Here is a 21,976-nt window from a genome sequence, read left to right as displayed (position 1 = left end):
AACAGAACACCGGCCACAACACCCCCCTCTTCGACACCCTCATCGCCTTCGAGTCCTACCCCATCGACCGCACCAGCCTCACCGACACCACAACCGCCGCTCACCTGGAAGTCACGGGCATCCGCCCGTACTCCGGCTCCCACTACCCCCTCACCCTCACCGCCACCACCAGCCCGGACCTGCGCCTGACTCTCCAGTACCGGCAGGACCTCATCGACCCCGCCACCGCCGGACACATCGCCACGCACTGTGCCCGCATCCTCAAGCACCTGACCTACAGCCCTCACCGCGCCCTTGCCGGCATTCCGACGCCCGCGCCCGGAGAGCACAAGGCACTGATGGACCTGCGGGCAGCCCAGCGGGACAGGGAGCCGACGTCCAAGCCCGTCAAGAAGCCCTACCGCGCTCCCCGTTCGGCGCAGGAGAAGGCGCTGACGGAACTGTTCGCCGAGATGTTCGGAGTCGGCCGGGTCGGCATTGACGACGACTTCTTCGCCATGGGCGGGAATTCGCTGCTGGCGATCAAGCTGGTCGGCCGGATCCGCGGCCTGCTCGGTGTGGAGGTTCCGATCCGGACGCTTTTCGAGTGCACCACGGTGGCCCAACTGGCGGCGCGCACCGATCAGTCCGCCAGATCCCGTCGGCCCAGTCTGCACGAGGTGGCCAGGGAACGCAGGCAGCGCAACTGATCGCGCCCGGAACACGCACAGCAGTCTTCACCAGTCACAGGATGGGATTCGCCATGTACGACGTCATCGTTGTGGGCGCACGGTGTGCGGGAGCTCCGGCGGCCATGCTGCTGGCCCGCGCCGGATATCGCGTCCTCCTCCTGGAGAAGGCGCGTTTCCCCAGGGACACGCTTTCCTCGCACTACATCCACCAGCCGGGCGTCGCACTTCTCGACCGCTGGGGACTGCTCGACGCCCTACGGGCGACCGACGTCCAGCCCATCGACCGGGTCGTCTATCACGTCGGTGATGTGCGGCTTCAGGGCTGCTCGTTGCCGGTGGACGGCCATCGCACGGCATACGCGCCCCGGCGCTTCGTGCTCGACCCCATCCTCGCCGACGGTGCGGTGGCCGCCGGGGTGGAGCTCCGGCAGGGCTGCCAGGTCACCAGCCTCCTCTTCGAGAACGATCGGGTGACCGGCGTCGCCTACAGGACGGCCGAGGGGCACGAACACGTGGAACGCGCCCGGCTGGTGGTGGGCGCGGACGGCATGCGTTCGCTCGTGGCCCGTCTCGTGGAGGCGCGAACGCTCGTCGAGGACCCGCCGCTGACGTGCACGTACTACAGCTACTGGGACGGACTGCCCGCGGACTTCGAGCTGTACGACAGACCGGGCCGCTGGGTCGGCGTGATTCCGACGAACGACAAGCGCACGCTGGTCATGGCTTACTTCCCCCAGGCGGAGTTCGACTCCGTACGCAGGGACGCCCAGTCCGCGTTCACCGAGAACGTCCGGAGCACGGCACCGGAGCTGTACGAGCGCATGGCCGCGGCGCATCAGGCGGAGCGGCTGTACGGCACCGGTGAACAGCTCAACTTCCTGCGTCAGGCGGCCGGTCCCGGCTGGGCTCTGGTCGGGGACGCCGCCCACCACAAGGATTCCATCGCGGCCCGCGGCATCATGGACGCCTTCCTCCAGGCCCAGCTCCTCGTGGATCGCATCGGCGACACCCTGGGCGACCGGGAGCGTCTCGACGCCGCCCTGCGACGTTACGCCCGAGACCTCGACCTGCGGTTCATGGACTTCTACCGCAGCACCCTGACCGTGGCCGAACTCCGCGTCCCGGAGGCCCGGCTCGCCCTGTTCCGTGCGATCGCCGGCGATCAGGAGCTGACAGACCGTTACTTCGCAACGCTCTCGGGCGCCATCGGCGTCGACGAGTTCTACAACGCCGAGTTGTTCGAGAAGGTCGCTCAGGCAGGCTAGCCGCGCCGGGACGGAGACGGGGAGCAGGGCAGGGCGGAGAACGACGTGGCCTGGGCTCCGACCACATGGGTGTGGTCGGAGCCCAGGCCACGCCCCTTCGGGTCACGCCCGACGCGTGGCGTCAGGTCACGGCCCCGAGGCGCACCGGCAGTTGGACGAGTTGCCAGGTGAGCGGCAGCGGTACGCGGCGCAGGCGCTGGGGCGGTACGGCGAGGGTGAGCTGGGGAAAGCGCTGGAAGAGGGCGACGAGGGCGACCTCGGCCTCCTCCCTCGCCAGGGCCGCTCCGAGGCAGTAGTGGAGGCCGTGGCCGAACCCGACGTGTGCCTCCTTGCGTCCGTCGGTCGACCGTTTGATGTCCAGGCGCTCCGGTTCGGCGAACCGGCGGGGATCGTGGTTGGCGGCGACGATCATGGGGATGACGGGCTCGCCGCGTCTGATCGTCTCGCCGTGGAACTCGACATCCTCGGTGGCGTACCGCATGCGCGGGGCCTGGATCGGGCTGCACCAGCGCATCAGTTCCTGCACGGCCTGGGGTGCCAGGGCCGGGTCGTCGCGCAGGAGGGCGAGTTGGTCGGGGTGGGTGAGCAGGGCGGCGGTGCCGTTGCCCAGCAGTCCGGCGGTGGTCTCGTGTCCGGCCATGACGAGGGTCAGGACCATGGTGACCATCTCGTTGTCGGACAGGCGGTCACCGTCCTCGTCCTGGGCGCGTATCAGCCCGGTGAGCAGGTCCTCGCGAGGCTCGGCGCGGCGGGCCTCGATGAGCGTCCGGACGTGGGCGACGGCCTCCTTGACGGCGACGCCGACCCGTTCGCTCTTCATCGAGACAAGCGCCCGGCTCCATTCACGCCACTTCGGGCGGTCCTCCTCGGGCACGCCGACCAGTTCGCAGATGACGGTGATCGGTAGGAGGAAGTTGAAGTGCTCCTCAAGGTCCACGACTCCGTTCCTCGCCCTGTCGGGCAGGGCGTCGAGGAGGTCTCGGGTGATCTCCTCGACGCGGGGCCGCAGTTCGGCGATACGGCGGGGCGTGAAGGCACGGGATACGAGCCTGCGGAGCCTGACGTGCTCGGCCCCGTCGAAGTCCACCACGTTCCGGGTGACGAATTCGAGATACTCTTCGGGCACTCCGGCCGCCTTCACCGCCTCGGCCCGCAGGTTCTTCACGTCCGGCCCGGGTACGCCGGCCGGATCGTTGACGAAGCGTCGGTCACCCAGTACTGCCTGCACGTCGTCGAAACGCGTGACGAGCCAGATCGTCCCCCGTATACCGGGGAGCACGGCTCGGGCCAGCGGCTTTTCCTCTCTGATCCGGGAGAATCCGCTGAACGGGTCCTTGATGAGCGCGGGATCCATCAGGTCATAACGATCGGTGGGCGGCGTCATGTCTCCTCCATCGCCTCCATCGACAGTCTCGCGCCGCCGACTCTAGGTTCGCCGCGAGACGCGAAGGAAGTTTTTGAAGCCCGGCACGGGCGCGTGGACCCCCCACACCGGTCTGGACCAATCTCGGCCAGCCCTCTTGACACCCGGATTGGTCCATACCAACTTGGTTGGCGCACCTTCGCACTCCCCTGCACTCCCGAACACCCCATTCCCCACAGGGAGATCGCGTGCGCCACACACTCAGACGTTCCAGACGTCGGCTCCTCGCCCTCCTCGGCACCGCCGCCCTCGCGCTCGGCGGCGCCATCGCCCTTCCCGGCACCGCTCAGGCCGCCAACATCCTCACCAACCCCGGCTTCGAGTCGGGCAGCCTCTCCCCCTGGAGCTGCACCGGCAACCTCGGATCGGTCGTCTCCTCCCCCGTGCACGGCGGTTCCAAGGCCCTGCAGGGCGCGGTGACTTCGAGCGACAACGCGCAGTGCAGCCAGACCGTCGCGGTCCAGCCGAACACGACGTACAACCTCAGCGGGTGGGTTCGCGGCTCGTACGTGTACCTCGGCGTCAACGGCGGCGCCTCCACCTGGACGACGTCCCCGTCCGCGTACAGCCAGCTCAGTGTCTCGTTCACGACCGGTGCATCGCAGACCAGCGCCACCATCTATGTGCACGGCTGGTACGCGCAGGGCACCTACTACGCCGACGACATCAGCCTGGACGGCCCGGGCGGCGGCGGAGGCGGCGGGGACACCCAGGCGCCGACCGCGCCCAGCGGGCTCACCTCGACCGGCAAGACCTCGTCGAGCGTGTCGCTCAAGTGGAACGCCTCCTCGGACAACGTGGGCGTGACGGCGTACGACATCTACCGCGGCTCCAGCCGGGTGCTCAGCGTCTCCGGTACGTCCGCCACGGTCAGCGGGCTGTCGCCGAGCACGGCGTACACCTTCACGGTCAAGGCGCGGGATGCGGCCGGGAACACCTCCGCGGCCTCCAACTCCGTCTCCGTCACGACGGACGCGGGCAGCGGCGGCGGTACCGGCTTCAAGCAGGCCGCGCCGTACCTGTACGAGGGCTGGGGCGATCCGCCGAACCCGAGCACGGTGATGAGCGCGACCGGCATCAAGTGGTTCACGATGGCGTTCGTGCTGGACTCCGGCGGCTGCACCCCGGCCTGGGACGGCAGCAGGGCGCTGACCGGCGGTGTCGACCAGACCGCCATCAACCAGATCCGCTCGGCGGGCGGTGACATCGTCCCGTCGTTCGGCGGCTGGCAGGGCAGCAAGCTGGGCGCCAACTGCTCCTCGTCGAGCGCGCTGGCCGGGGCGATCCAGAAGGTGATCGACGCCTACTCGCTCAAGGCGATCGACATGGACATCGAGAACACGGACGAGTTCGAGAACGAGGCCGTCCAGGCGAAGATCCTCACCGCCCTGAAGACGGTCAAGGCCAACAACCCCGGCCTGAAGACCATCGTCACCTTCGGCACCTCGACCACCGGCCCGACCTACTACGGCAACCGGCTCATCGAGCAGGCGCAGTCGCTCGGCGCCAACATCGACGTCTTCACCATCATGCCGTTCGACTTCGGCGGCGGCTCCGACATGTACGGCAACACGGTCAACGCGGCCGAGGGGCTGAAGAACAAGCTGAAGTCCACCTTCGGCTGGGACGACGCGACCGCCTACTCCCACATCGGCATCTCCGGCATGAACGGCCTGTCCGACCAGCAGGAGAACACCACCCCGGCGATCTGGACCCAGATCCGCGACTGGGCGAACTCGCACCACATCGCCCGGCTCGCCTACTGGTCGGTCAACCGCGACCGGCCGTGCCCCGGCGGTGGCGTGGTGAGCAACTGCTCCGGCATCAGCCAGAGCACCTGGCAGTTCACCTCGATCACGGCCGGGTTCACCGGCTGAGCACGGCACCGGCACGACCTGAATCCCCCGGCTCCCGAGCCGGGGGATTTTTTTCCGCCTGGGGTGTATCAGGCGGCGACCTGGCCGCTCTTCATATCAGGAACGGGAAACACGGGGGATCAACGGGGGAAGCACACACGGGGGAACGGGGGAAGCACCAACGGGGGATCGGGTCGGTCGGTCGCGGTCACGGGGAGCGACCGGCCGACCCGATGCACATGTGCGTGGATGCCCTAGTGGACGAAGATCCCCAACTTGGCGTCGGTGAACCAGGGTTGTACGGCCATGGGTCAGCCCACCTCGGCGCGCCGCAGCCGCAGGGTCAGGATCTGGAAGGGCCGCAGCGCGACGGACACCCCGCCGTCGTCCCGCACGACGGCGTCCTCCAGGGGTCGTTCCAGCAGGTCGGTGACCTGGGCGCCCGCGAGCGGGAATCCGGTGCGCAGCACCCCGCTCGCCCGCCCGCCCCGGGACTCGTAGAGTCGTACGACGACGTCACCGGAGCGGTCGTCGGCGAGCTTGACCGCCTCGACCGTCACGCCCTCGCCGACCACCGAGACGACCGGCTCCGGCGCGCCCGCCGCGTCCGTCACGCGCAGCGGGAGGTTGAGCGCGTAGCCCTCGGCGACCGCGTCCGCGATGTCCGCGCCGGGCAGCAGAGAGTAGGTGAAGCGGTGCCGGCCCTGGTCGGCACCCGGGTCCGGGACACGCGGGGCGCGCACGAGGCTCAGGCGGACGGTCGTGGTGGTACCGCCGTCCTCGCGGACCGTGCGGGAGACGTCGTGGCCGTACGTCGAGTCGTTGAGGACCGCGACGCCGTAGCCGGGCTCGGCGATGTGGACCCAGCGGTGGCCGGACACCTCGAAACGGGCCGCCTCCCAGCTGGTGTTGGTGTGGGTGGGGCGCTGGACGTGGCCGAACTGGATCTCGGCCGAGGAGTGCGGGGCCCGGATGTCCACCGGGAAGGCAGCCTTGAGGATCTTCTCGGTCTCGTGCCAGTCGATGTCCGTCTCGATGTCGATCCGGGGGCTGCCCGCGCGCACGGTGAGGGTCTGGGTGATCTTCGAGCCCTTGCCGAAGGAGCGCGTGACGCGGATCGCGCCGACGAGCGGGTCCTCCTCGACCACGGTGACGGAGTCGGCGTCCAGGAGGTCCGTGTACCGGTTCTTGTAGTGCTTGTCGATGTCCCAGGCGTCCCAGTAGTTGGGCAGGTCGGTGTGGAGGCGCAGGAGGTTGCCCGGCTCGGCGAGGACCTCGCGGTCCGCCCGCAGGTCGTACACGGACGACAGCGTTCCGTCTTCTGCCACCGCTACCCGGACCAGGCCGTTGTCGAGGACGCGGCCGTTGACCGTGACCGGCTGCGGGGGCTCCGCGTCCGCGAGGGGCGCGCTGCCGTTCGCGGGCACGCGCACGTACGCCGGCGCACCCCCGGACGTGCGGACCACCTCGGCACGGTCGTACGGGCTGGTGTTGAACACGCGTGTCCCGCCGGTGCCCAGCGCGGCCACCGCCTCGGCGGTCAGCTCCTCCAGCTCCCCCGCCACGCGGGCGTACTCGGCCTCCGCCTCGCGGTGCACCCAGGCGATGGACGAGCCGGGCAGGATGTCGTGGAACTGGTGCAGCAGGACCGTCTTCCAGAGCCGGTCGAGCTTCTCGTAGGGGTAGGTGTAGCCCGGCGCGTGCAGCGCGGCCGTCGTCGCCCACAACTCGGCCTCGCGCAGCCGGTGTTCGCTGCGCCGGTTGCCCTGCTTGGTGCGGGCCTGGGAGGTGTAGGTGGCGCGGTGCAGCTCCAGGTACAGCTCGCCGACCCAGACCGGGGCGTCCGGGTACTCGGCGCGGGCCTTCGCGAAGAACGCGTCGGGGTGTTCGATCTCGACCTTCGGGGAGCCCTCCAGGTCCCTCAGCCGCCGGGCCCGCTCCATGATCTCGCGGGTGGGGCCGCCACCGCCGTCGCCCCAGCCGAAGGGGGCCAGGGAGCGGGTGGCGCCGCCCTTCTCACTGTAGTTGCGGACCGCGCGGGCCATCTCCTCGCCGCTGAAGCGGGCGTTGTAGGTGTCGATGGGCGGGAAGTGGGTGAAGATGCGGGTGCCGTCGATGCCCTCCCACCAGAAGGTGTGGTGGGGGAACTTGTTGGTCTGGTTCCAGGAGATCTTCTGGGTCAGGAACCAGTCGTTGCCCGCGAGCCTGGCCAGCTGCGGGTAGGCGGCGGTGTAGCCGAAGGAGTCGGGCAGCCACACGCCCTTGGTCTCGACGCCGAAGTGTTCGATGAAGAAGCGCTTGCCGTGGACGAGCTGGCGGGCGAGGGCCTCGCCGCCGGGCAGGTTGCCGTCGGCCTCCACCCACATGCCGCCGACCGGCGCCCACTGGCCCTTCTCGACGGACTCCTGGATACGGGCCCACACCTGCGGGTAGTTGTCGCGCACCCACTCGTACTGCTGGGCCTGCGAGCAGGCGAAGACGAACTCCTCATACTCGTCGGCCAGGGAGGTCACGTTGGAGAAGGTGCGGGACGTCTTGCGCTTGGTCTCGCGGATCGGCCACAGCCAGGCCGAGTCGATGTGGGCGTGGCCGACGCCGGAGATGCGGTGCGCGCTGGCGTTCGCGGGCTTGGACAGAGCCGGCTTCAGCGCCTCGCGCACGGCGGCCGCCGAGCCGGAGACGTCGTCCAGGTCGAGGAGGTCCATGGCCCGGTCGAGGGCGTGCATGATCTCGTGCCGGCGCGGGTCGTGCTCGCCCAGCTGCAGCATCAGTTCGCGCAGTACCTGGATGTCGAGGTCGAGGTGCCAGACCTCCTCGTCGAGGACGGCGATGTCGGCGCGGCGGAACGTGTACAGGGGACGGTCGCCCGCCGTCAGTACGTCGCCGAGCGGGGTCGGGCCCGCGAAGCCACCCGCGAGGATGTCCGGGTTCGAGGCCGCCTCGACCAGGTAGTCCACCGCCTCGCCGCCCGCCGCCGGGTTGGCGATCGGCACGTACTGGTTGAGCGGGTTGACCGCCTTCAGCGGCGTCCCGTTGGGCAGGTGAACCAGCGCCTCGGCCTGGTTGCCGGGCCAGTCGCCCACGAAGCCGAGGTCGATGACGGCCTCGACGCGCCGGCCCGCGAACTCGGCGGGCACCCGGCCGCGCATCCGGAACCAGGTCGTGCCCCAGGGCGGTCCCCACGGGGTGTCCATCGCGAAGGGCTCGTACGGTGCGGCCGCGGCCTCCTCGAAGGAGACCGGCTCTCCCGGGGCCTGCCAGGACTCCACCTCGAAGGGGACGGTGGCCGCGTGGATCGCCGGCTTGATGCGCTGCTGGTGGAGTCGCTCCACGCGCTCCTCGATCCGGGGGCGTTCATCGTGCATGGAAGTCTCCAGGGAGCGAGGAGGGAAAGCGCTTACTCAAGATACGCCAGGCCCGGATGGACCTGGGTGTAGCCCTCGACCAGCCTGCGGGCGACGTTCACGGAGTCGACCAGCGGGTGCAGCGCGAAGGCCTTCACGGCCGTGGCGCGCGAACCCGACTCGGCGGCGGCGAGCACCTCGCGCTCGACCGCCTTGACCGCGCACACCAGACCGGTGGCGTGACCCGGCAGCGGATCGACCGCGACCGGATGGGCCCCGTTGGCGTCGACCAGGCACGGCACCTCGATGACGGCGTCCGGGTCGAGGACCGACAGGGTGCCCTGGTTGCGGACGTTGAGGATCAGGGTGGTGCGCTCGTCCCGGGCGATGGCCCGCATCAGGGCGAGGGCCACCTTCTCGTAGCCGCCGGAGAGGTCGTCGGCGTCGCGCTCGCCGGCGCCGGCCGTCTCCCGGGCCTCGGCCATGTAGGTCGCCTCGCGTTCGGCGCGGGTGCGGTCCCAGGCGTCGAGGGCGGAGACGTCCGCGCGCCGGGCCTGAGCGTAGAACCGCGCCTGCTGGTCGCGCAGGAAGGCGCCGCGGGTCTGCTCTGCCTGCTGGTAGGCGCGTACGGCCTCGCGGTTGAAGTAGTAGTAGTGCAGGTACTCGTTGGGGATCGCGCCGAGGGACCGCAGCCAGTCGGCCCCGAAGAGCTTGCCCTCCTCGAAGGAGCCGAGCAGGCCGGGGTCGGCGAGCAGGCGGGGGAGTTCGTCGCGGCCCGCGATGCGCAGGCCGCGTACCCAGCCGAGGTGGTTGAGGCCGACGTAGTCGATCCACGCCTCGTTCGGGTTCGCGCCGAGGACCCGGGCGATCCGGCGGCCGAGGCCGACCGGTGAGTCACAGATGCCGATGACCCGGTCGCCGAGGTGGCGGGACATGGCCTCGGTGACCAGTCCGGCCGGGTTGGTGAAGTTGATGACCCAGGCGTCGGGCGCCAGGCGGGCCACCCTGCGCGCGATGTCGACGGCGACCGGGACCGTCCGCAGGCCGTAGGCGATCCCGCCCGCGCCGACCGTCTCCTGGCCGAGGACGCCCTCCGCGAGGGCCACCCGCTCGTCGTTCGCCCTGCCCTCCAAGCCGCCGACGCGGATCGCGGAGAAGACGAAGTCGGCGCCGCGCAGGGCCTCGTCGAGGTCGGTGGTCGCGGTCACGCGGGGGGCGTCGGCGACACCGGACGCCTGTTCCTCCAGCACCCGGGCGACCGCGTACAGCCTGCTGTCGTCCAGATCGTGCAGGACCACCTCGGTGACCCGGCCCTCGGCGCGGTCCGTCAGCAGCGCCCCGTACACGAGCGGCACCCGGAATCCGCCGCCGCCCAGAATCGTCAGCTTCACCTCTGCACCCTTCCCGCCAGGACCACTTCGACGCCCGCCTCCTCCAGTGCGGAGCGGGTCACCGGGTCGACCGGCGCGTTCGTCACCACCATGTCCAGGTCCTCGGGACCGCAGACCCTCGCCATCCCCGTACCCGGGAACTTCGCCGCGTCGGCGAGCAGCACGACCCGGTCACCGGCCTTGATCATGGCGCGCTTGACCGGCACCTCGACGACCGTCGTGTCCATCACCTGCCCGCCCGGGCGCACTCCGCTGGTGCCGAGGAAGAGCCAGTCGGCGTGCAGTTGGCGCAGGTTGTCCTCGGTGAGGAAGCCGACCAGGGAGCGGTACTCGCGCCGGACCATGCCGCCGAGCAGCACCAGTTCGATGCCCTCGTCGTCGGCCAGTTCCTCGTAGACCACCAGGTTGCTGGTGATCACGGTGAGCCGGCGGCCGTGCAGCTGGCGGGCGAGCCGGTAGGCGGTGGTGCCAATGTCGAGCAGCACCGACTGACCGTCCTCGACCATCGCCGCCGCGCGCGCCGCTATGGCGTCCTTCTCGGCCACGCGCACCTCGGCGACCTCGGCGAAAGGCTGGTCGCCCTCCTCGGCGACCGCGCCGCCGTGGACCCGGGTGAGCAGGCCGTCCTCCTCCAGTTTGACCAGGTCGCGCCTGATCGTGGCGGGGCTGACGCCCAGCTGTTCGGAGAGGTCGGTCACGGCCGCGGGGCCACCGGAGCGCAGGGCCCGCAGGATGAGTTGGTGTCGTCGTTCTGCCAGCACACCATGAACACTACTCGTCATCTTCAATCAGATCCATGCTCACTTCTGCTCAGGTATTGACCAATCTCCCGTAGCGGCGCACGATTCCGTGCACCGAATGTGAACAGTCGAGGGGGCCGCCAAGCGCGGCTGGGCGGATCCGGACGTCGCCTCCGACATCGCCTGCCCGATGTACGCGCCGCTCGAGGACTGTGTGGCACTGTGTGGCGCACGCCGTGTCCGGGAGCAGACCAAGCCGCTGATCCAGTGCGAGTACTCGCACGCGTTGGCAACAGCAACGGCACGCTCGCGGACCACTGGGCGGCCATCGAGTCAACGCCGGGTCTTCAGGGCGGCTTCATCTGGGAGTTCTGGGACCACGGAATTCTGCAGCGCGTGAGCGATGGAAGACCGGCCGGGCGCGCGGGCGCCGGGCTCCATGACAACGGTGTCGCCGCGCCCGGCCGTCGCTGGGCGCACGGCGGCGACTTCGGCGAGACCCTCCACGACGGTGCCTTCATCGCCGACGGGGTCGTCTTCCCGGAACGCACACCCAAGCCCGTGATGTACGAGCACCGTGAGCCGGAGGCCCCGGTCCGCATCCGGTGCTACCGGCACGAGGGGATCGTCCTCGCCAACCATCAGCACGTCCGCGGCCTGAACTGGCTGGCGGCGGCCTGGGAGCTGTCCCTGGCCGACGGCCGCGTCCTGAACGTGCCGGCCGAACTGCCCGACCTGCGGCCCGGCGAGACGGCCGCCGTGCCGCTGCCCTTCGCACTGCCCCGGGACGGCGGCGAGGCGTGGCTGACGCTGCGCGTGACGACCGCCGAGGACGAGCCGTGGGCGCCGCGCGGCACGGAGGTGTGCGCACCGCGGATACGGCTGCGGGCGGCCGCCGTACCGGAGCCGCGGCCGGCCGTGGCCGGGCCGCCGGTGCAGGTGAACGACGACGGGCTGCTGGCGCATCCGCTGCTGACGGCCGCGCCGGTGCTGTCCCTGTGGCGGGCGCCGACCGACGACGAACTGGGCGGCGTCGCCCGCCGCCGGCGCACCTGGGGTCTGGACGCGTTGGTCCGCAAGGTCGTCTCGGTGCGGCGCGAGGGCGGGACGGTGACCGTGCTCGCCGAGTACGCGGGGACGGCCGGTGTCGTACGGCACCGGCAGGAGTTCACGGCGGTCGAGGGCGGTATTCGAGTGGCCGAATCGGCGGAACTGCCCGCCGAGTTCGACGAGGCGGCCCGGGTCGGCTCGGTGTTCGAGACGGTGCCGGGGCTCGATCTGCTGGAGTGCTTCGGGCAGGGTCCCTGGGAGTCGTACCCGGACCGCTCGGCGGGCGCACCGGTCGGCCGTCACGCGCTGCCGGTGGACGAGTTGTTCACACCGTATCTGCGCCCGCAGGAGAGCGGCGGCCGACACGGGGTACGACGGGTCACACTGTCGGCGGCGGACGCCACGGGACTCGCGATCGAGCTCGACGAGCCGCGGCAGGTGTCCGTGACGCGCTGTCGAGCCGAGGACGTGACCGCCGCCGCCCACCATGACGAACTGGCGCCGCGCCCGGGCTGCGTGGTGCACCTCGACGCCGTGCACCGGGGCCTCGGCACCGGGTCCTGCGGCCCCGACACCGCTTCCTCCCATCTCGTTCCCTCCGGGGTCCACCGCTGGAGCTGGACCCTGCGCGTTCTCTGACTCCCCCCACGCCTCCTCTCCCCCGTCACCTCTCACGGAGCACACGTGTGTACTTCGCATGACCACCCTCAGGGCGAGGCCGCACAGGCCGGAGCCGGACGGCGCAGCTTCCTCAGGGCCACGGCGCTGCTCGGCGCCGCCGCCACGGCCGGGGTCGCCCTGCCGACCGCCGCCGAGGCGGCCCCGCAGCCGGCCTCCCGCCGGCGGCCCGATCCGGAGAGCCGCCGCTTCACGCTCGCGGTGATGCCCGACACCCAGTACCTCTTCGACGGACCGAGCATCAACCCCGCGCCCATCGAGGCCTCCCTGCGCTATCTGCTGGAGCACGGCCGGGACGAGAACATCGTCTTCCTGTCCCACCTCGGCGACCTCACCCAGAACGGCGCCGAGGACGAATTCGCCGCGATCGGCGAGGCGTTCGGGATCCTCGACCGGCGGGGCGTCGGCTACAGCGTCCTCGCCGGGAACCACGACGTGCGGTCCTCGACGGACGACCAGCGCGGTGCGACGCCTTACCTGGACGCCTTCGGGCCGCAGCGCTTCCAGGGCAAGAAGACGTTCGGCGGGGCTTCCCCCGACGGCTACAACACCTTCCACCTCTTCCGGGCCGGCGGACGGGAGTGGATGGTGCTGGCCCTGGACTGGCGGCTGTCGGCGAAGGGGTACGCCTGGGCGAAGGACGTCCTCGCCCAGCACCCTAAGACGCCGGTCGTCCTCACCACGCACGAGCTGGTCGTCGAGGACGACACCCTGTCGGCCTACGGGCAGCGGCTGTGGGACCAGCTGATCGAGGACCACGACCAGATCTTCCTGACCCTGAACGGCCACTACTGGCCCGCGGGCCGCGCGACCCGCAAGAACGCGGCCGGCAACGAGGTGCACCTGCATCTGACGAACTACCAGAACCGCTACTTCGGCGGCGCCGCGATGATCCGCCTCTACCGCTTCGACCTGGACCGGGGCGTCATCGACGTGGAGACCATCTCCCCGTGGATCCTGGGCCGGGCGGCCAAGGGTCTCAACGAGCTGGAGCGGCAGGAGATCGAGCTGAGCGGCGACGCGGACCGCTTCTCGGTCGAGATCGACTTCGCCGAGCGGTTCTCCGGCTTCGATCCGGTGCCGGCCCGCCCGGCGCGACCCGCCTCGGAGATGCTGATCCGGGGCACGGTCGCCTACTGGCGCTTCGAGTCGCCGGTCTCCGGAACCGTCCGTGACCTGTCCGGCCGCGGCAACGACCTCACCGTGGTTCCGGTGGGTGGCGGCTCGCTCGGCTGGTCCGCCGACCACCACCCCGACCAGCCCGGGCACGGCAGCCTGGAGTTCCAGGGCTACAAGTCCCCCCTGAAGGGCGCCTACCTGCGCACGGTCGACGGAGCCCCGCTCAACTCGGCCACGTTCAAGGACGGTTACACCATCGAGGCGTTCTACCGCCTGCCCGCCGACTGGGACGCCCGGCACCACGCCTGGTCCGGCCTGGTCAGCCGCACCGGCCGCAACGGTGCCGTGGGCCCGGTCACGGACGATCCCGACGAACCGCTCGCCACACTGTCGATCTCCGACGGACCGGGCCCGCAGTGGGCGGTCCATCCGCTCAACCAGCAGCAGCTGGCCACCAACTGGGGGGACGAGACGGCCCGCGAGAAGTGGTGGCACCTGGCCGTGGTCAACGACGGACGGCACACGACGATGTACGTCCAGGGCTGCCCCGTGGCCCGCAACCCGCACGCCGCCGCCGTCGGTATCGCCTCGGCCGGGCTGCCCTGGCTGCTCGGCGGCTACGAGTACGCCGACCGGATCGACCAGATCCTGCACGGCCGCCTCGGCGACGTCCGCATCGTCGAACGGGCGCTGCCCGTCACCTCCTTTATGACCCATTGACGCCTGAGCAGAGGACCTTGACGATCATGACCGAGCAGCAGCTGCCCGCCTGGGCCGACCCGTCCGTGTCCGCCGCATCCCTCGACGCGCAGGGCGTGTCGAGACGCGGACTCCTGCGCCGTGCCGGCCTGTTCGGCGCCGCGTTCGCCCTCGGCCCGGCCGCGACGCCCGTCTTCGCCGCCGCCTCCCACAAAGAGGGCTTCGGCGGCGACGACCCGCATCTCGCCTACCTCGTGGGCGACCATCACGTCCACTCCGTGTACAGCCACGACGCCAAGTACACGTTCTCGCAGCAGGCCCAGGCCGCCGCCAGGTACGGCCTGGACTGGATGGTGTTCAACGAGCACTCCAACTTCGGGCACGCCCACTACGGCGCCGCGCTGGAACACCAGGAGATCCTCAAGGCCCGCGCCGAGAACCCGCGCCAGCTGATCTTCCAGGGCCTGGAGTGGTACATCCCGGCCGCCGAGCACTGCACGGTCTTCGCCGCCCCCGGCCCCCACGAGGTCGACCTGCTCACCCGGTTCGAGCTGGCCTACGACGGCAAGCTGCTCGGCTACACCGACGGCGCCCCGGCCAACGCCAACACGACCCGCAACGAGGCCCATGCCGTCAAGGCCATCCAGTGGCTGGCCGAGCAGCGCCGCACCGGCTACATCGACGACGTCCTCGTCCTGGCCAACCACCCGCTGCGCCTCGGCATCGACTCCCCGCACGAGATGCGCAACTGGCGGGACGCGGCGCCCGAGATCATGATCGGCATGGAGGGTGCTCCCGGCGCCCAGGGCGCGGCCATCCCCGACTGGCGCGGCTCGACGTCGATCCGCGGCGAGTACGAGAACAAGCCGTCCGCCAATTCCTTCGCCGGCTACCCGGCGGACGCCTACCTCACCTACGGCGGCTTCGACTGGGCGACCGCGACCGTCGGCGGTCTGTGGGACTCGATGCTGGCCGAGGGCAGGCTGTTCTCGATCACCACCAACTCCGACAACCACCGGACCGTCTTCGACACCTGGAAGAACGGCGACTGGCAGCCCGGCCAGAACTTCGACAACACCGGCAGGCTGCCCGACCCCGTCGACACCGACACCCCGCAGCCCGGCAGCGACTTCTGGCCGGGCGAGTTCAGCCGCACCCACGTCGGTGTGACCCGCTACGGCTACCGTGCCGTGATGGCCGGCCTGCGCGCGGGCCGCGTCTGGCTGGACCACGGGCATCTGCTCGACGGGCTCGACGTGCGACTGAAGCGGGACTGCGACTTCGGGCGGGGCGTCACGCTGGGCGGACGGCTGCGCGTCCGCAGGGGCGAGAAGCTCACGCTGTACGTGACGGTGACCACCGCCTCCCGGGCCAACCCGCAGGGAATCCTGCCCCGGTTGGCGCACGTGGACGTGATCCGGGGCGCGGTGCGCGGCCCGGCCGCCGACCGCGACAGCTGGCAGGCGCCCGACACCAAGGTCGCCCACAGCAAGGACGTCAGCGGCCGCAACGGCACGTACACGCTGCGCATCCCGCTCACCGCGGGGGACGAGTCCTTCTACGTGCGGCTGCGCGGCAGCGACGGCAACCGGCACGGCGCCGGATACCTCGGCGCGGCGATCGACCCGCACGGTCCGATCACCCACGAACCCGGAAACGGTGACCCGTGGGCCGATACGTGGTTCTATTCCAACCCCATCTTCGTCGACGTGGCAGGAGCCTGATGAGACGCCATCTCCTCACCCTCACCGCCTTATTGGGCGCGCTCGCCCTGGGCGCCCCGAGCGCCTCCGCCGCCGAGGGCCCCCAGTGGGCGCAGGCCGGGACGTCGTACACCGACACCCTCGGCGGCGGTCAGGGGCTCGCGAGCCGGGCGGACGGTTCGCTGCTGCACCGCGGTCTGCTGGACATCCCGCTGGACCTGCGGATCAAGGGCTGGAACCACGTGGGCGACCCGGACATCACGCGCGGCTACGTCTTCGACGCCTACCAGGGCGCCGACACGGCCACGTCGAAGATGTACGCGGTCACCACGCCGTCCGGGAAGCGGTACGACTACGTGCACCAGCTGGATCCGGGCGAGAAGGTGAACAACTCCTTCGCCACCGTCTCGCCCGACGGCCAGTGGCTGGTGTCGGGCGAGTGGGGCGACCAGAACCGGCTCCAGGTGTTCCCGGCGCCCTTGCTCAACCCGGCCACTCCGGCCACCGGCGGGTCGCTGGCGCAGGCCGGGCAGATCAGCCTGGACAGGCCGGTGCGGGACATCCAGGGCTGTGACTTCGTCACCGCCACCCGGCTGGTGTGCGCCTCGGACGACGCCTCCGGCGCGCTCTTCCCGCAGAGCAGGCCGCTGCTGCGGGTCGACCTGCCGCACCCGCTGGACGGCAAGCCCGTCACCGGCACGGTGACGAGCCTGTTCGGTCTGCCGCAGAAGAGCGTGTGCACCGGCACGTTCGAGGCGGAGGGCGTCGACTACGACCCGGGCAGCGGCACGCTGCGGGCCGAGGTGATCCCGCCGGGCGTGTGCGCGGTCGCGACGACCGTGTACGCCTACCGGCAGCAGTAGCCGCTCACGCGTAGAAGCGGGAGAGACTCTGCAGGACGGCGGCGGGCTTCCCGCCGCCGTCGATCTCCATCGTGCCGTCGACGGCGATCTGCACCCCGCCCGGCACCTCGTCGACGGAGGCGAGCCGCGCGGCGAGCCGGATGCGTGAGCCCACCTTCACCGGGGCGGGGAAACGCACCTTGTTCAGCCCGTAGTTGACCTTCGTGGTCACGCCCTGGACGTCCAGCAGCTCGGTGAAGAGCGGGATGAACAGGGAGAGGGTGAGGTAGCCGTGGGCGATCGGGGCGCCGAACGGGCCCTCCTCGGCGCGCTCACGGTCCACATGGATCCACTGGTGGTCGCCGGTGGCGTCGGCGAAGGTGTCGATGCGTTCCTGGGTGACCTCGATCCACTCGCTGGTGCCGAGGTCGCTGCCGGCCAGCTTCTTCAGCTCGTCCAGACCGTTGACGGTGACGCTCATGAGGTGCCTTTTCCTTACGGGAGTCGGTGACCGAAGTGCTTGCGCACCCGGGGCTTGAGGAGCTTTCCGGAGGCGGTGCGCGGGAGTTCGTCCGCGACCACCAGCGACTTGGGGATCTTGTACTTGGCGAGCCGGCCGGCCAGCGAGGCCAACACCTCGTCCGGGTCGAGGTCCACGCCCGCCTCGGGTACGACGACCGCGCGGGGCACCTCGCCCCACGTGTCGTCCGGGACACCGATGACCGCGCACTCGGCGATGCCGGGGTGGGCGAGCAGCAGGTCCTCGATCTCGGCGGGGTAGACGTTCTCCCCGCCCGAGATGATCATGTCCTTCGTGCGGTCGACGATGTACACGTAGCCGTCGGCGTCGACACGGGCCGCGTCCCCGCTGCGGAACCAGCCGTCGGCGAAGGAGGCGGCCGACTCCTCGGGCAGTCCCCAGTAGCCGGACATGACGTGCGGCCCGCGCACGACGACCTCGCCGGTCTCGCCCACGTCCACCGGGGTGAGGTCGGGCCGCACGACCCGGACGTCGCTGAAGAAGTGCGGTACGCCTGCCGAGCCGGCCTTGCTCACCGCGTGCTCGGCGTCGAGGAACAGGGTGCCGGGCGCGGCCTCGGTCATGCCGTAGCCCTGCAGGAAGGTCAGGCCGCGCTCCTGGTAGGCGGCGATGAGCGGTGTGGGGACGGGTGAGCCGCCGCAGGTGAGGATTCTGAGCGAGGACAGGTCGGCGGCGGGCCAGCGGGGGTGCCGGGCGATCTGGTCGAACATGGTCGGCACGCCGAACATGAAGGTGATCCGGTGCCGTTCGACCAGGTCGAAGGTGGCCTCGGGGTCGAAGGACTCCACCAGGACACAGGTGCCGCCCTTCAGCAGGACCGGCAGCGTCAGCATGTTCAGGCCGGCCGTGTGGAACAGCGGGGCCGAGACCAGGGCGCGTTCGTCGGCGGTCAGGTCGGTGTCCACCAGGACGTTGATCGCGTTCCAGGTGAGGTTGCCGTGGGTGAGCATGGCCCCCTTGGGCCGGCCGGTCGTACCCGAGGTGTACATGATGATGCAGGTGTCGTCGGGAGTGACCGGTTCGTCGATCGGCTCGTCGTCCGCCGACGCCAGCAACTCCTCGTACGCGGCGCCCACTTCGACGTACGTCCGCACCTCGGGGGCGTCGGGCAGTGCGGTGCGGGCGGGGGCGTGGACGAGGACCCGGGCGCCGGAGTCGGCCAGCTGGTAGGCGAGTTCGGGACCGGCGAGGCGGGTGTTGAGCGGGACGAAGACGGCGCCGAGCAGGCCGGCCGCGAACAGGGTCTCCAGGTAGGCGGGGTGGTTGGGTCCGAGGTAGGCGACGCGGTCGCCGCGGCGGACGCCCCGGGCGCGCAGGGCCCGGGCCAGCCGGGTGGTGCGGGTGTGCAGTGTGCGGTAGTCGGTCGACCGGTCACCGTGTACCAGCGCTGTGCGGTGCGGGGTCTTGCGGGCCCGGCGTGCGGGCCACGACCCCAGTCCCTCGTTGCGCATCCGGCACCCCTTACGGTTTCGTCAGCCCGAGCAGGCGGGCGGCGTTCTCCTTGAGGATCTTCGGCCTGACCTCGTCCTTGACGGGCAGCTCGGCGAAGTCGGCGAGCCAGCGGTCCGGGGTGAGGACGGGGAAGTCGGAGCCGAACAGGACCTTGTCCTTCAGCAGTGTGTTGGCGTACTGCACCAGCTGCGGCGGGAAGTACTTCGGCGACCAGCCGGACAGGTCGATGTGCACGCCCGGCTTGTGGGTGGCGACGGCCAGGGCCTCGTCCTGCCAGGGGAACGAGGGATGCGCCAGGATGATCTTCAGCTGCGGGAAGTCGGCGGCGACGTCGTCCACATGCAGCGGGTTGGAGTACTTCAGGCGGATGCCGCCCCCGCCGGGCACGCCGGCGCCGATGCCGGTCTGGCCCGTGTGGAACAGGGCGATGGCACCGGTCTCCTCGATCACCTCGTACAACGCGTACGCGACCGCACGGTCGTTGGGGAAGAAGCCCTGAATGCTGGGGTGGAACTTGAAGCCCTTCACCCCGTACTCCTCCACCAGCCGGCGGGCCTGCCGTACACCGGCCTTCCCGCGGAAGGGGTCGACGGAGGCGAAGGGGATCAGGACGTCCGCGTTGGCCGCGGCCGCCTCGGCCACCTCCTCGTTCGGGACGGGCGCGGTGCCGGTGGCGGACTCGGCGTCCACCGTGAAGATCACCGCGGCCATCCTCCGCTCGCGGTAGTAGGCGGCCGTCTCCTCCAGGGTGGGCTTCCGCCTGCCCTCGACCTTGAAGTAGGCGGCGGAGGCGGCGTGCAGGTCGTCGTCCAGGGAGGAGTGGCCCTTCGAGGACACCTCCGCGTGGGTGTGGACGTCGATGGCGACCAGGTCCTCGATGTCCATCACGCCTCCGGAACCTTCGGGGCCGGGATGCCGACCGTCTGGGGTTCGGCGCCCACCGAGGTGTGCCAGGCGTCGGCCAGCGCCTCGGGGCTCCAGCCGCCGTCCGCGTACGCCGCCCGGATCTCCTGCGGGTGCGACCAGAGTGCCACCTTGTCGCCGCCGATACCGATGGCCTGGCCGGTGATGCCGCGCGCCGCCTCGGAGGCGAGGAAGGGCACGAGGGCCGCGCAGTCCTCGGGGGTGCCGAAGCCCTCGCCCTTGCGCAGGAAGTCCGGCAGCGCCTCGCCGCCCCGCATCGCCTCGACGTAGGGGGCGAAGGCCGGGATCGTCTCGGTCATCGCGGTCGCGGCGACCGGCACGATCGCGTTGACGGTGATCCGCGCGCGGGCCAGCTCCATCGACCAGGTACGGGCCATGGCGGCGATGCCTGCCTTGGCGGCGGCGTAGTTGGTCTGCCCGAAGTTGCCGCGCTGCCCGGCCGGGGAGCCGACCAGGATGAGGGTGCCGCCCTCGCCCTGCTCGCGCATGCGGACGGCGGCGGCGCGGGCGCAGGTGAAGGTGCCCCTGAGGTGGGTGGTGACCACGGCGTCGAAGTCCTCGTCGGTCATCTTCCACAGCACCTTGTCGCGCAGGATGCCGGCGTTGGTGACCAGGACGTCGAGCCGGCCGAACGCCTCGACCGCGCGGGCGACCAGCCGGTCGGCGGCCTCGGCGGTGCCGACCGGGACCACCTCGGCCACGGCGGTGCCGCCGGCCTCGGTGAGGGACTTCACGGCCTGCTCGGCCACGGCCTCGTCGACGTCGTTGACGACCACCGAGGCGCCGTGGGCGGCGAGGGCGTGGGCGTAGGCGAGGCCGAGGCCGCGGCCGCCGCCGGTGACGACGGCGGCCTTGCCGGTGAGATCGATGGGGGGCACGTGCGGGTCCTTTCGGACGGGAACGGCTCGGGAGGCGGACGGACGCGTCCACGAGATCGAAGCTAAGAGCAATAATTGTTGTCGTCAATAGTTGTTGCCGCCCTTCGGATGCGGCATGCTGGGCTCCACCCAGCCGAGAAGACCGAGACCAGGGGGCCCGCCATCACCCGCCGGCACACCAAGAACCCGAGCCCGATCGACGCGGACGAGCCGTGGATGCGCGGGCTGCACGCGGACACGGGCTATCTGCTGTACCGCCTCGGCCTGCGCTCCGGGCAGATGTTCAACTCCTTCCTCCAGGAGTCCGGGCTGCGGCTGCGGCACTACGCGGTGCTGCGCTTCCTCGCCACCTCCGAGGGCGCGCTGCAGCGCGAGCTGAGCACCCGGCTCGGCTACGACCCGAGCGCGATCGTGGGCCTGGTCGACGACCTGGAGAAGCTGGGCTTCGCCGAGCGCCGCCCCTCCCCCGACGACCGGCGCAGCAGGATCGTCGTACTGACCGAGGAGGGCCGTACGTTCCTGCGCGACACCGACGAGGCGGGCCTGAGGGTGACGAACGACCTGCTGGCTCCACTCGGCCCTGCCGAGCGCGAGACGCTGCACGCGCTGCTCCTGCGGGTCGCCGACCAGCCATGACCGCCGCCCGCTCGGCGCACGAGCGGCTGCTGGCCGTGCTCGCCGCGTTCGACCACGCGCACCCGGCGCTGTCCCTGACGGACATCGGCCGCCGGGCCGGGCTCAGCCTGAGCACCGCGCACCGGCTGGTGCGCGCCCTCGCCGCGTGGGGCGCCCTGGAGCGGGACGACTTCGGCATCTACCACGTGGGCCTGCGCCTGTGGGAGCTGGCCGCACTCGCCCCGCGGGGCCTGGCGCTCCGGCAGGTCGCGCTGCCGTACCTGGAGGACCTGTACGAAGCCACCCACGAGAACGTGCAGTTGGCGGTGCGCGACGATGCGGAGGTCGTCTACATCGAGTGGCTGTCGGGGCGGTCGGCGGTCGGCGTGCACATCCGCGTCGGCGCCCGCTGGCCGCTGCATGCAACCGGGGTCGGACTCGCCCTCCTCGCCCACGCGGAACCCGGCTTCCAGGAGGAGTACTGCACCGGACCGCTCGCCTCCTTCACGCCGTACACGATCACCGACCCGGCCCGGCTGCGCCGCACTCTGGCCGAAGTCCGGCACACCGGCGTCGCGGTGAGCAACCGTCAGATCACCGACGACGCCCTGTCGGTGGCGGCAGCGATCCGCGACCGGAGCGGCGGCGTGGTCGCGGCGGTCTCGGTGGTCGTGCCCCAGGAGGGCGCCCGGACACCGGTGTTGATCCCGGCGGTGCGGCTGGCGGCGCGTGGGATATCCCGCGCGCTCGGCTGGCGGCCGTGAAGCGCCCGGGACGGTGAGGTC

The 21,976-nt window shown here is 70.9% G+C and carries 16 protein-coding genes and 1 pseudogene; 9 read left to right on the top strand and 8 right to left on the bottom strand.

Annotation, left to right across the window (positions count from 1 at the left end; all coding sequences use genetic code 11):
* On the top strand, positions 1-689 hold a 689-nt coding region (locus ACFYZZ_RS05670; protein ID WP_389171919.1), incomplete at its 5' end, for a phosphopantetheine-binding protein.
* 41 nt (positions 690-730) lie between these two features.
* Positions 731-1,936, top strand: a complete 1,206-nt coding sequence (locus ACFYZZ_RS05665; protein WP_389171916.1) for an NAD(P)/FAD-dependent oxidoreductase — start codon at positions 731-733, stop codon at positions 1,934-1,936.
* A 121-nt stretch (positions 1,937-2,057) separates the two neighbouring features.
* On the opposite strand, the gene ACFYZZ_RS05660 is transcribed toward ACFYZZ_RS05665, so the two are convergent.
* Complete coding sequence (locus ACFYZZ_RS05660) at positions 2,058-3,320, bottom strand: cytochrome P450 (RefSeq protein WP_389171913.1); 1,263 nt, start codon at positions 3,318-3,320, stop codon at positions 2,058-2,060.
* A 227-nt stretch (positions 3,321-3,547) separates the two neighbouring features.
* On the opposite strand from ACFYZZ_RS05660, the gene ACFYZZ_RS05655 reads away from it, so the two are divergent.
* Positions 3,548-5,236, top strand: coding sequence for a carbohydrate binding domain-containing protein (locus ACFYZZ_RS05655; protein ID WP_389171911.1), 1,689 nt, complete (start codon positions 3,548-3,550; stop codon positions 5,234-5,236).
* A 290-nt stretch (positions 5,237-5,526) separates the two neighbouring features.
* Here the strand turns inward: ACFYZZ_RS05655 and ACFYZZ_RS05650 are convergent, their stop codons facing one another.
* The 3 genes from ACFYZZ_RS05650 to ACFYZZ_RS05640 are packed head-to-tail and all read right to left on the bottom strand — an operon-like array spanning position 5,527 to position 10,711.
* A complete protein-coding gene (locus tag ACFYZZ_RS05650; protein WP_389171908.1) occupies positions 5,527-8,580 on the bottom strand; it encodes a glycoside hydrolase family 38 C-terminal domain-containing protein in 3,054 nt (1,017 codons plus the stop codon).
* Positions 8,581-8,612: 32 nt separating this feature from the next.
* On the bottom strand, positions 8,613-9,950 hold the full coding sequence (locus ACFYZZ_RS05645) for a 6-phospho-beta-glucosidase (protein WP_389171905.1): 1,338 nt from the start codon (positions 9,948-9,950) through the stop codon (positions 8,613-8,615).
* The gene (locus ACFYZZ_RS05640; protein ID WP_389171902.1) at positions 9,947-10,711 is read right to left on the bottom strand and encodes a DeoR/GlpR family DNA-binding transcription regulator; all 765 of its coding nucleotides are present in this window, start codon (positions 10,709-10,711) and stop codon (positions 9,947-9,949) included. Before ACFYZZ_RS05640 ends, ACFYZZ_RS05645 begins: the two co-directional genes overlap by 4 nt.
* Positions 10,712-10,820: 109 nt before the next feature.
* Here ACFYZZ_RS05640 and ACFYZZ_RS05635 point away from each other — a divergent pair.
* From ACFYZZ_RS05635 to ACFYZZ_RS05620, 4 genes and pseudogenes are all read left to right on the top strand, one after another.
* Positions 10,821-12,379, top strand: a pseudogene (locus ACFYZZ_RS05635) (glycoside hydrolase family 2 TIM barrel-domain containing protein); the annotation flags it as partial.
* 45 nt (positions 12,380-12,424) lie between these two features.
* Positions 12,425-14,257, top strand: coding sequence for a LamG-like jellyroll fold domain-containing protein (locus tag ACFYZZ_RS05630; RefSeq protein ID WP_389171900.1), 1,833 nt, complete (start codon positions 12,425-12,427; stop codon positions 14,255-14,257).
* Positions 14,258-14,283: 26 nt separating this feature from the next.
* On the top strand, positions 14,284-15,960 hold the full coding sequence (locus tag ACFYZZ_RS05625) for a PHP domain-containing protein (RefSeq protein ID WP_389171897.1): 1,677 nt from the start codon (positions 14,284-14,286) through the stop codon (positions 15,958-15,960).
* Complete coding sequence (locus ACFYZZ_RS05620) at positions 15,960-16,802, top strand: hypothetical protein (protein WP_389171895.1); 843 nt, start codon at positions 15,960-15,962, stop codon at positions 16,800-16,802. The genes ACFYZZ_RS05625 and ACFYZZ_RS05620 overlap by 1 nt, the downstream gene beginning before the upstream one ends.
* 4 nt (positions 16,803-16,806) lie before the next feature.
* On the opposite strand, the gene ACFYZZ_RS05615 is transcribed toward ACFYZZ_RS05620, so the two are convergent.
* From ACFYZZ_RS05615 to ACFYZZ_RS05600, 4 genes are read right to left on the bottom strand one after another with little or no spacing between them, the layout of a single operon-like run.
* Complete coding sequence (locus ACFYZZ_RS05615) at positions 16,807-17,262, bottom strand: MaoC family dehydratase (RefSeq protein WP_389171892.1); 456 nt, start codon at positions 17,260-17,262, stop codon at positions 16,807-16,809.
* 14 nt (positions 17,263-17,276) lie between these two features.
* Complete coding sequence (gene menE / locus ACFYZZ_RS05610) at positions 17,277-18,773, bottom strand: o-succinylbenzoate--CoA ligase (RefSeq protein ID WP_389171889.1); 1,497 nt, start codon at positions 18,771-18,773, stop codon at positions 17,277-17,279.
* 10 nt (positions 18,774-18,783) lie between these two features.
* The gene (locus ACFYZZ_RS05605; RefSeq protein ID WP_389172061.1) at positions 18,784-19,659 is read right to left on the bottom strand and encodes an amidohydrolase family protein; all 876 of its coding nucleotides are present in this window, start codon (positions 19,657-19,659) and stop codon (positions 18,784-18,786) included.
* Positions 19,659-20,576 carry an SDR family NAD(P)-dependent oxidoreductase gene (locus ACFYZZ_RS05600; protein WP_389171886.1) on the bottom strand — a complete coding sequence of 306 codons (918 nt, stop codon included), beginning with the start codon at positions 20,574-20,576 and terminating at the stop codon, positions 19,659-19,661. Before ACFYZZ_RS05600 ends, ACFYZZ_RS05605 begins: the two co-directional genes overlap by 1 nt.
* Before the next feature lie 216 nt (positions 20,577-20,792).
* On the opposite strand from ACFYZZ_RS05600, the gene ACFYZZ_RS05595 reads away from it, so the two are divergent.
* Both ACFYZZ_RS05595 and ACFYZZ_RS05590 read left to right on the top strand, forming a co-directional pair.
* Complete coding sequence (locus tag ACFYZZ_RS05595) at positions 20,793-21,212, top strand: MarR family winged helix-turn-helix transcriptional regulator (RefSeq protein ID WP_389172059.1); 420 nt, start codon at positions 20,793-20,795, stop codon at positions 21,210-21,212.
* Entirely contained in the window at positions 21,209-21,955 is a 747-nt protein-coding gene (locus ACFYZZ_RS05590) for an IclR family transcriptional regulator (RefSeq protein WP_389171883.1), read from the top strand. Before ACFYZZ_RS05595 ends, ACFYZZ_RS05590 begins: the two co-directional genes overlap by 4 nt.
* The last annotated feature ends 21 nt before the right edge of the window (positions 21,956-21,976 follow it).

Origin of the sequence: Streptomyces sp. NPDC001816, assembly GCF_042892235.1 — a bacterium.
Lineage (GTDB): Bacteria > Actinomycetota > Actinomycetes > Streptomycetales > Streptomycetaceae > Streptomyces.
Note: the sequence above shows the minus strand (reverse complement) of the source record. Positions and strands in the feature narration are given on the sequence as shown.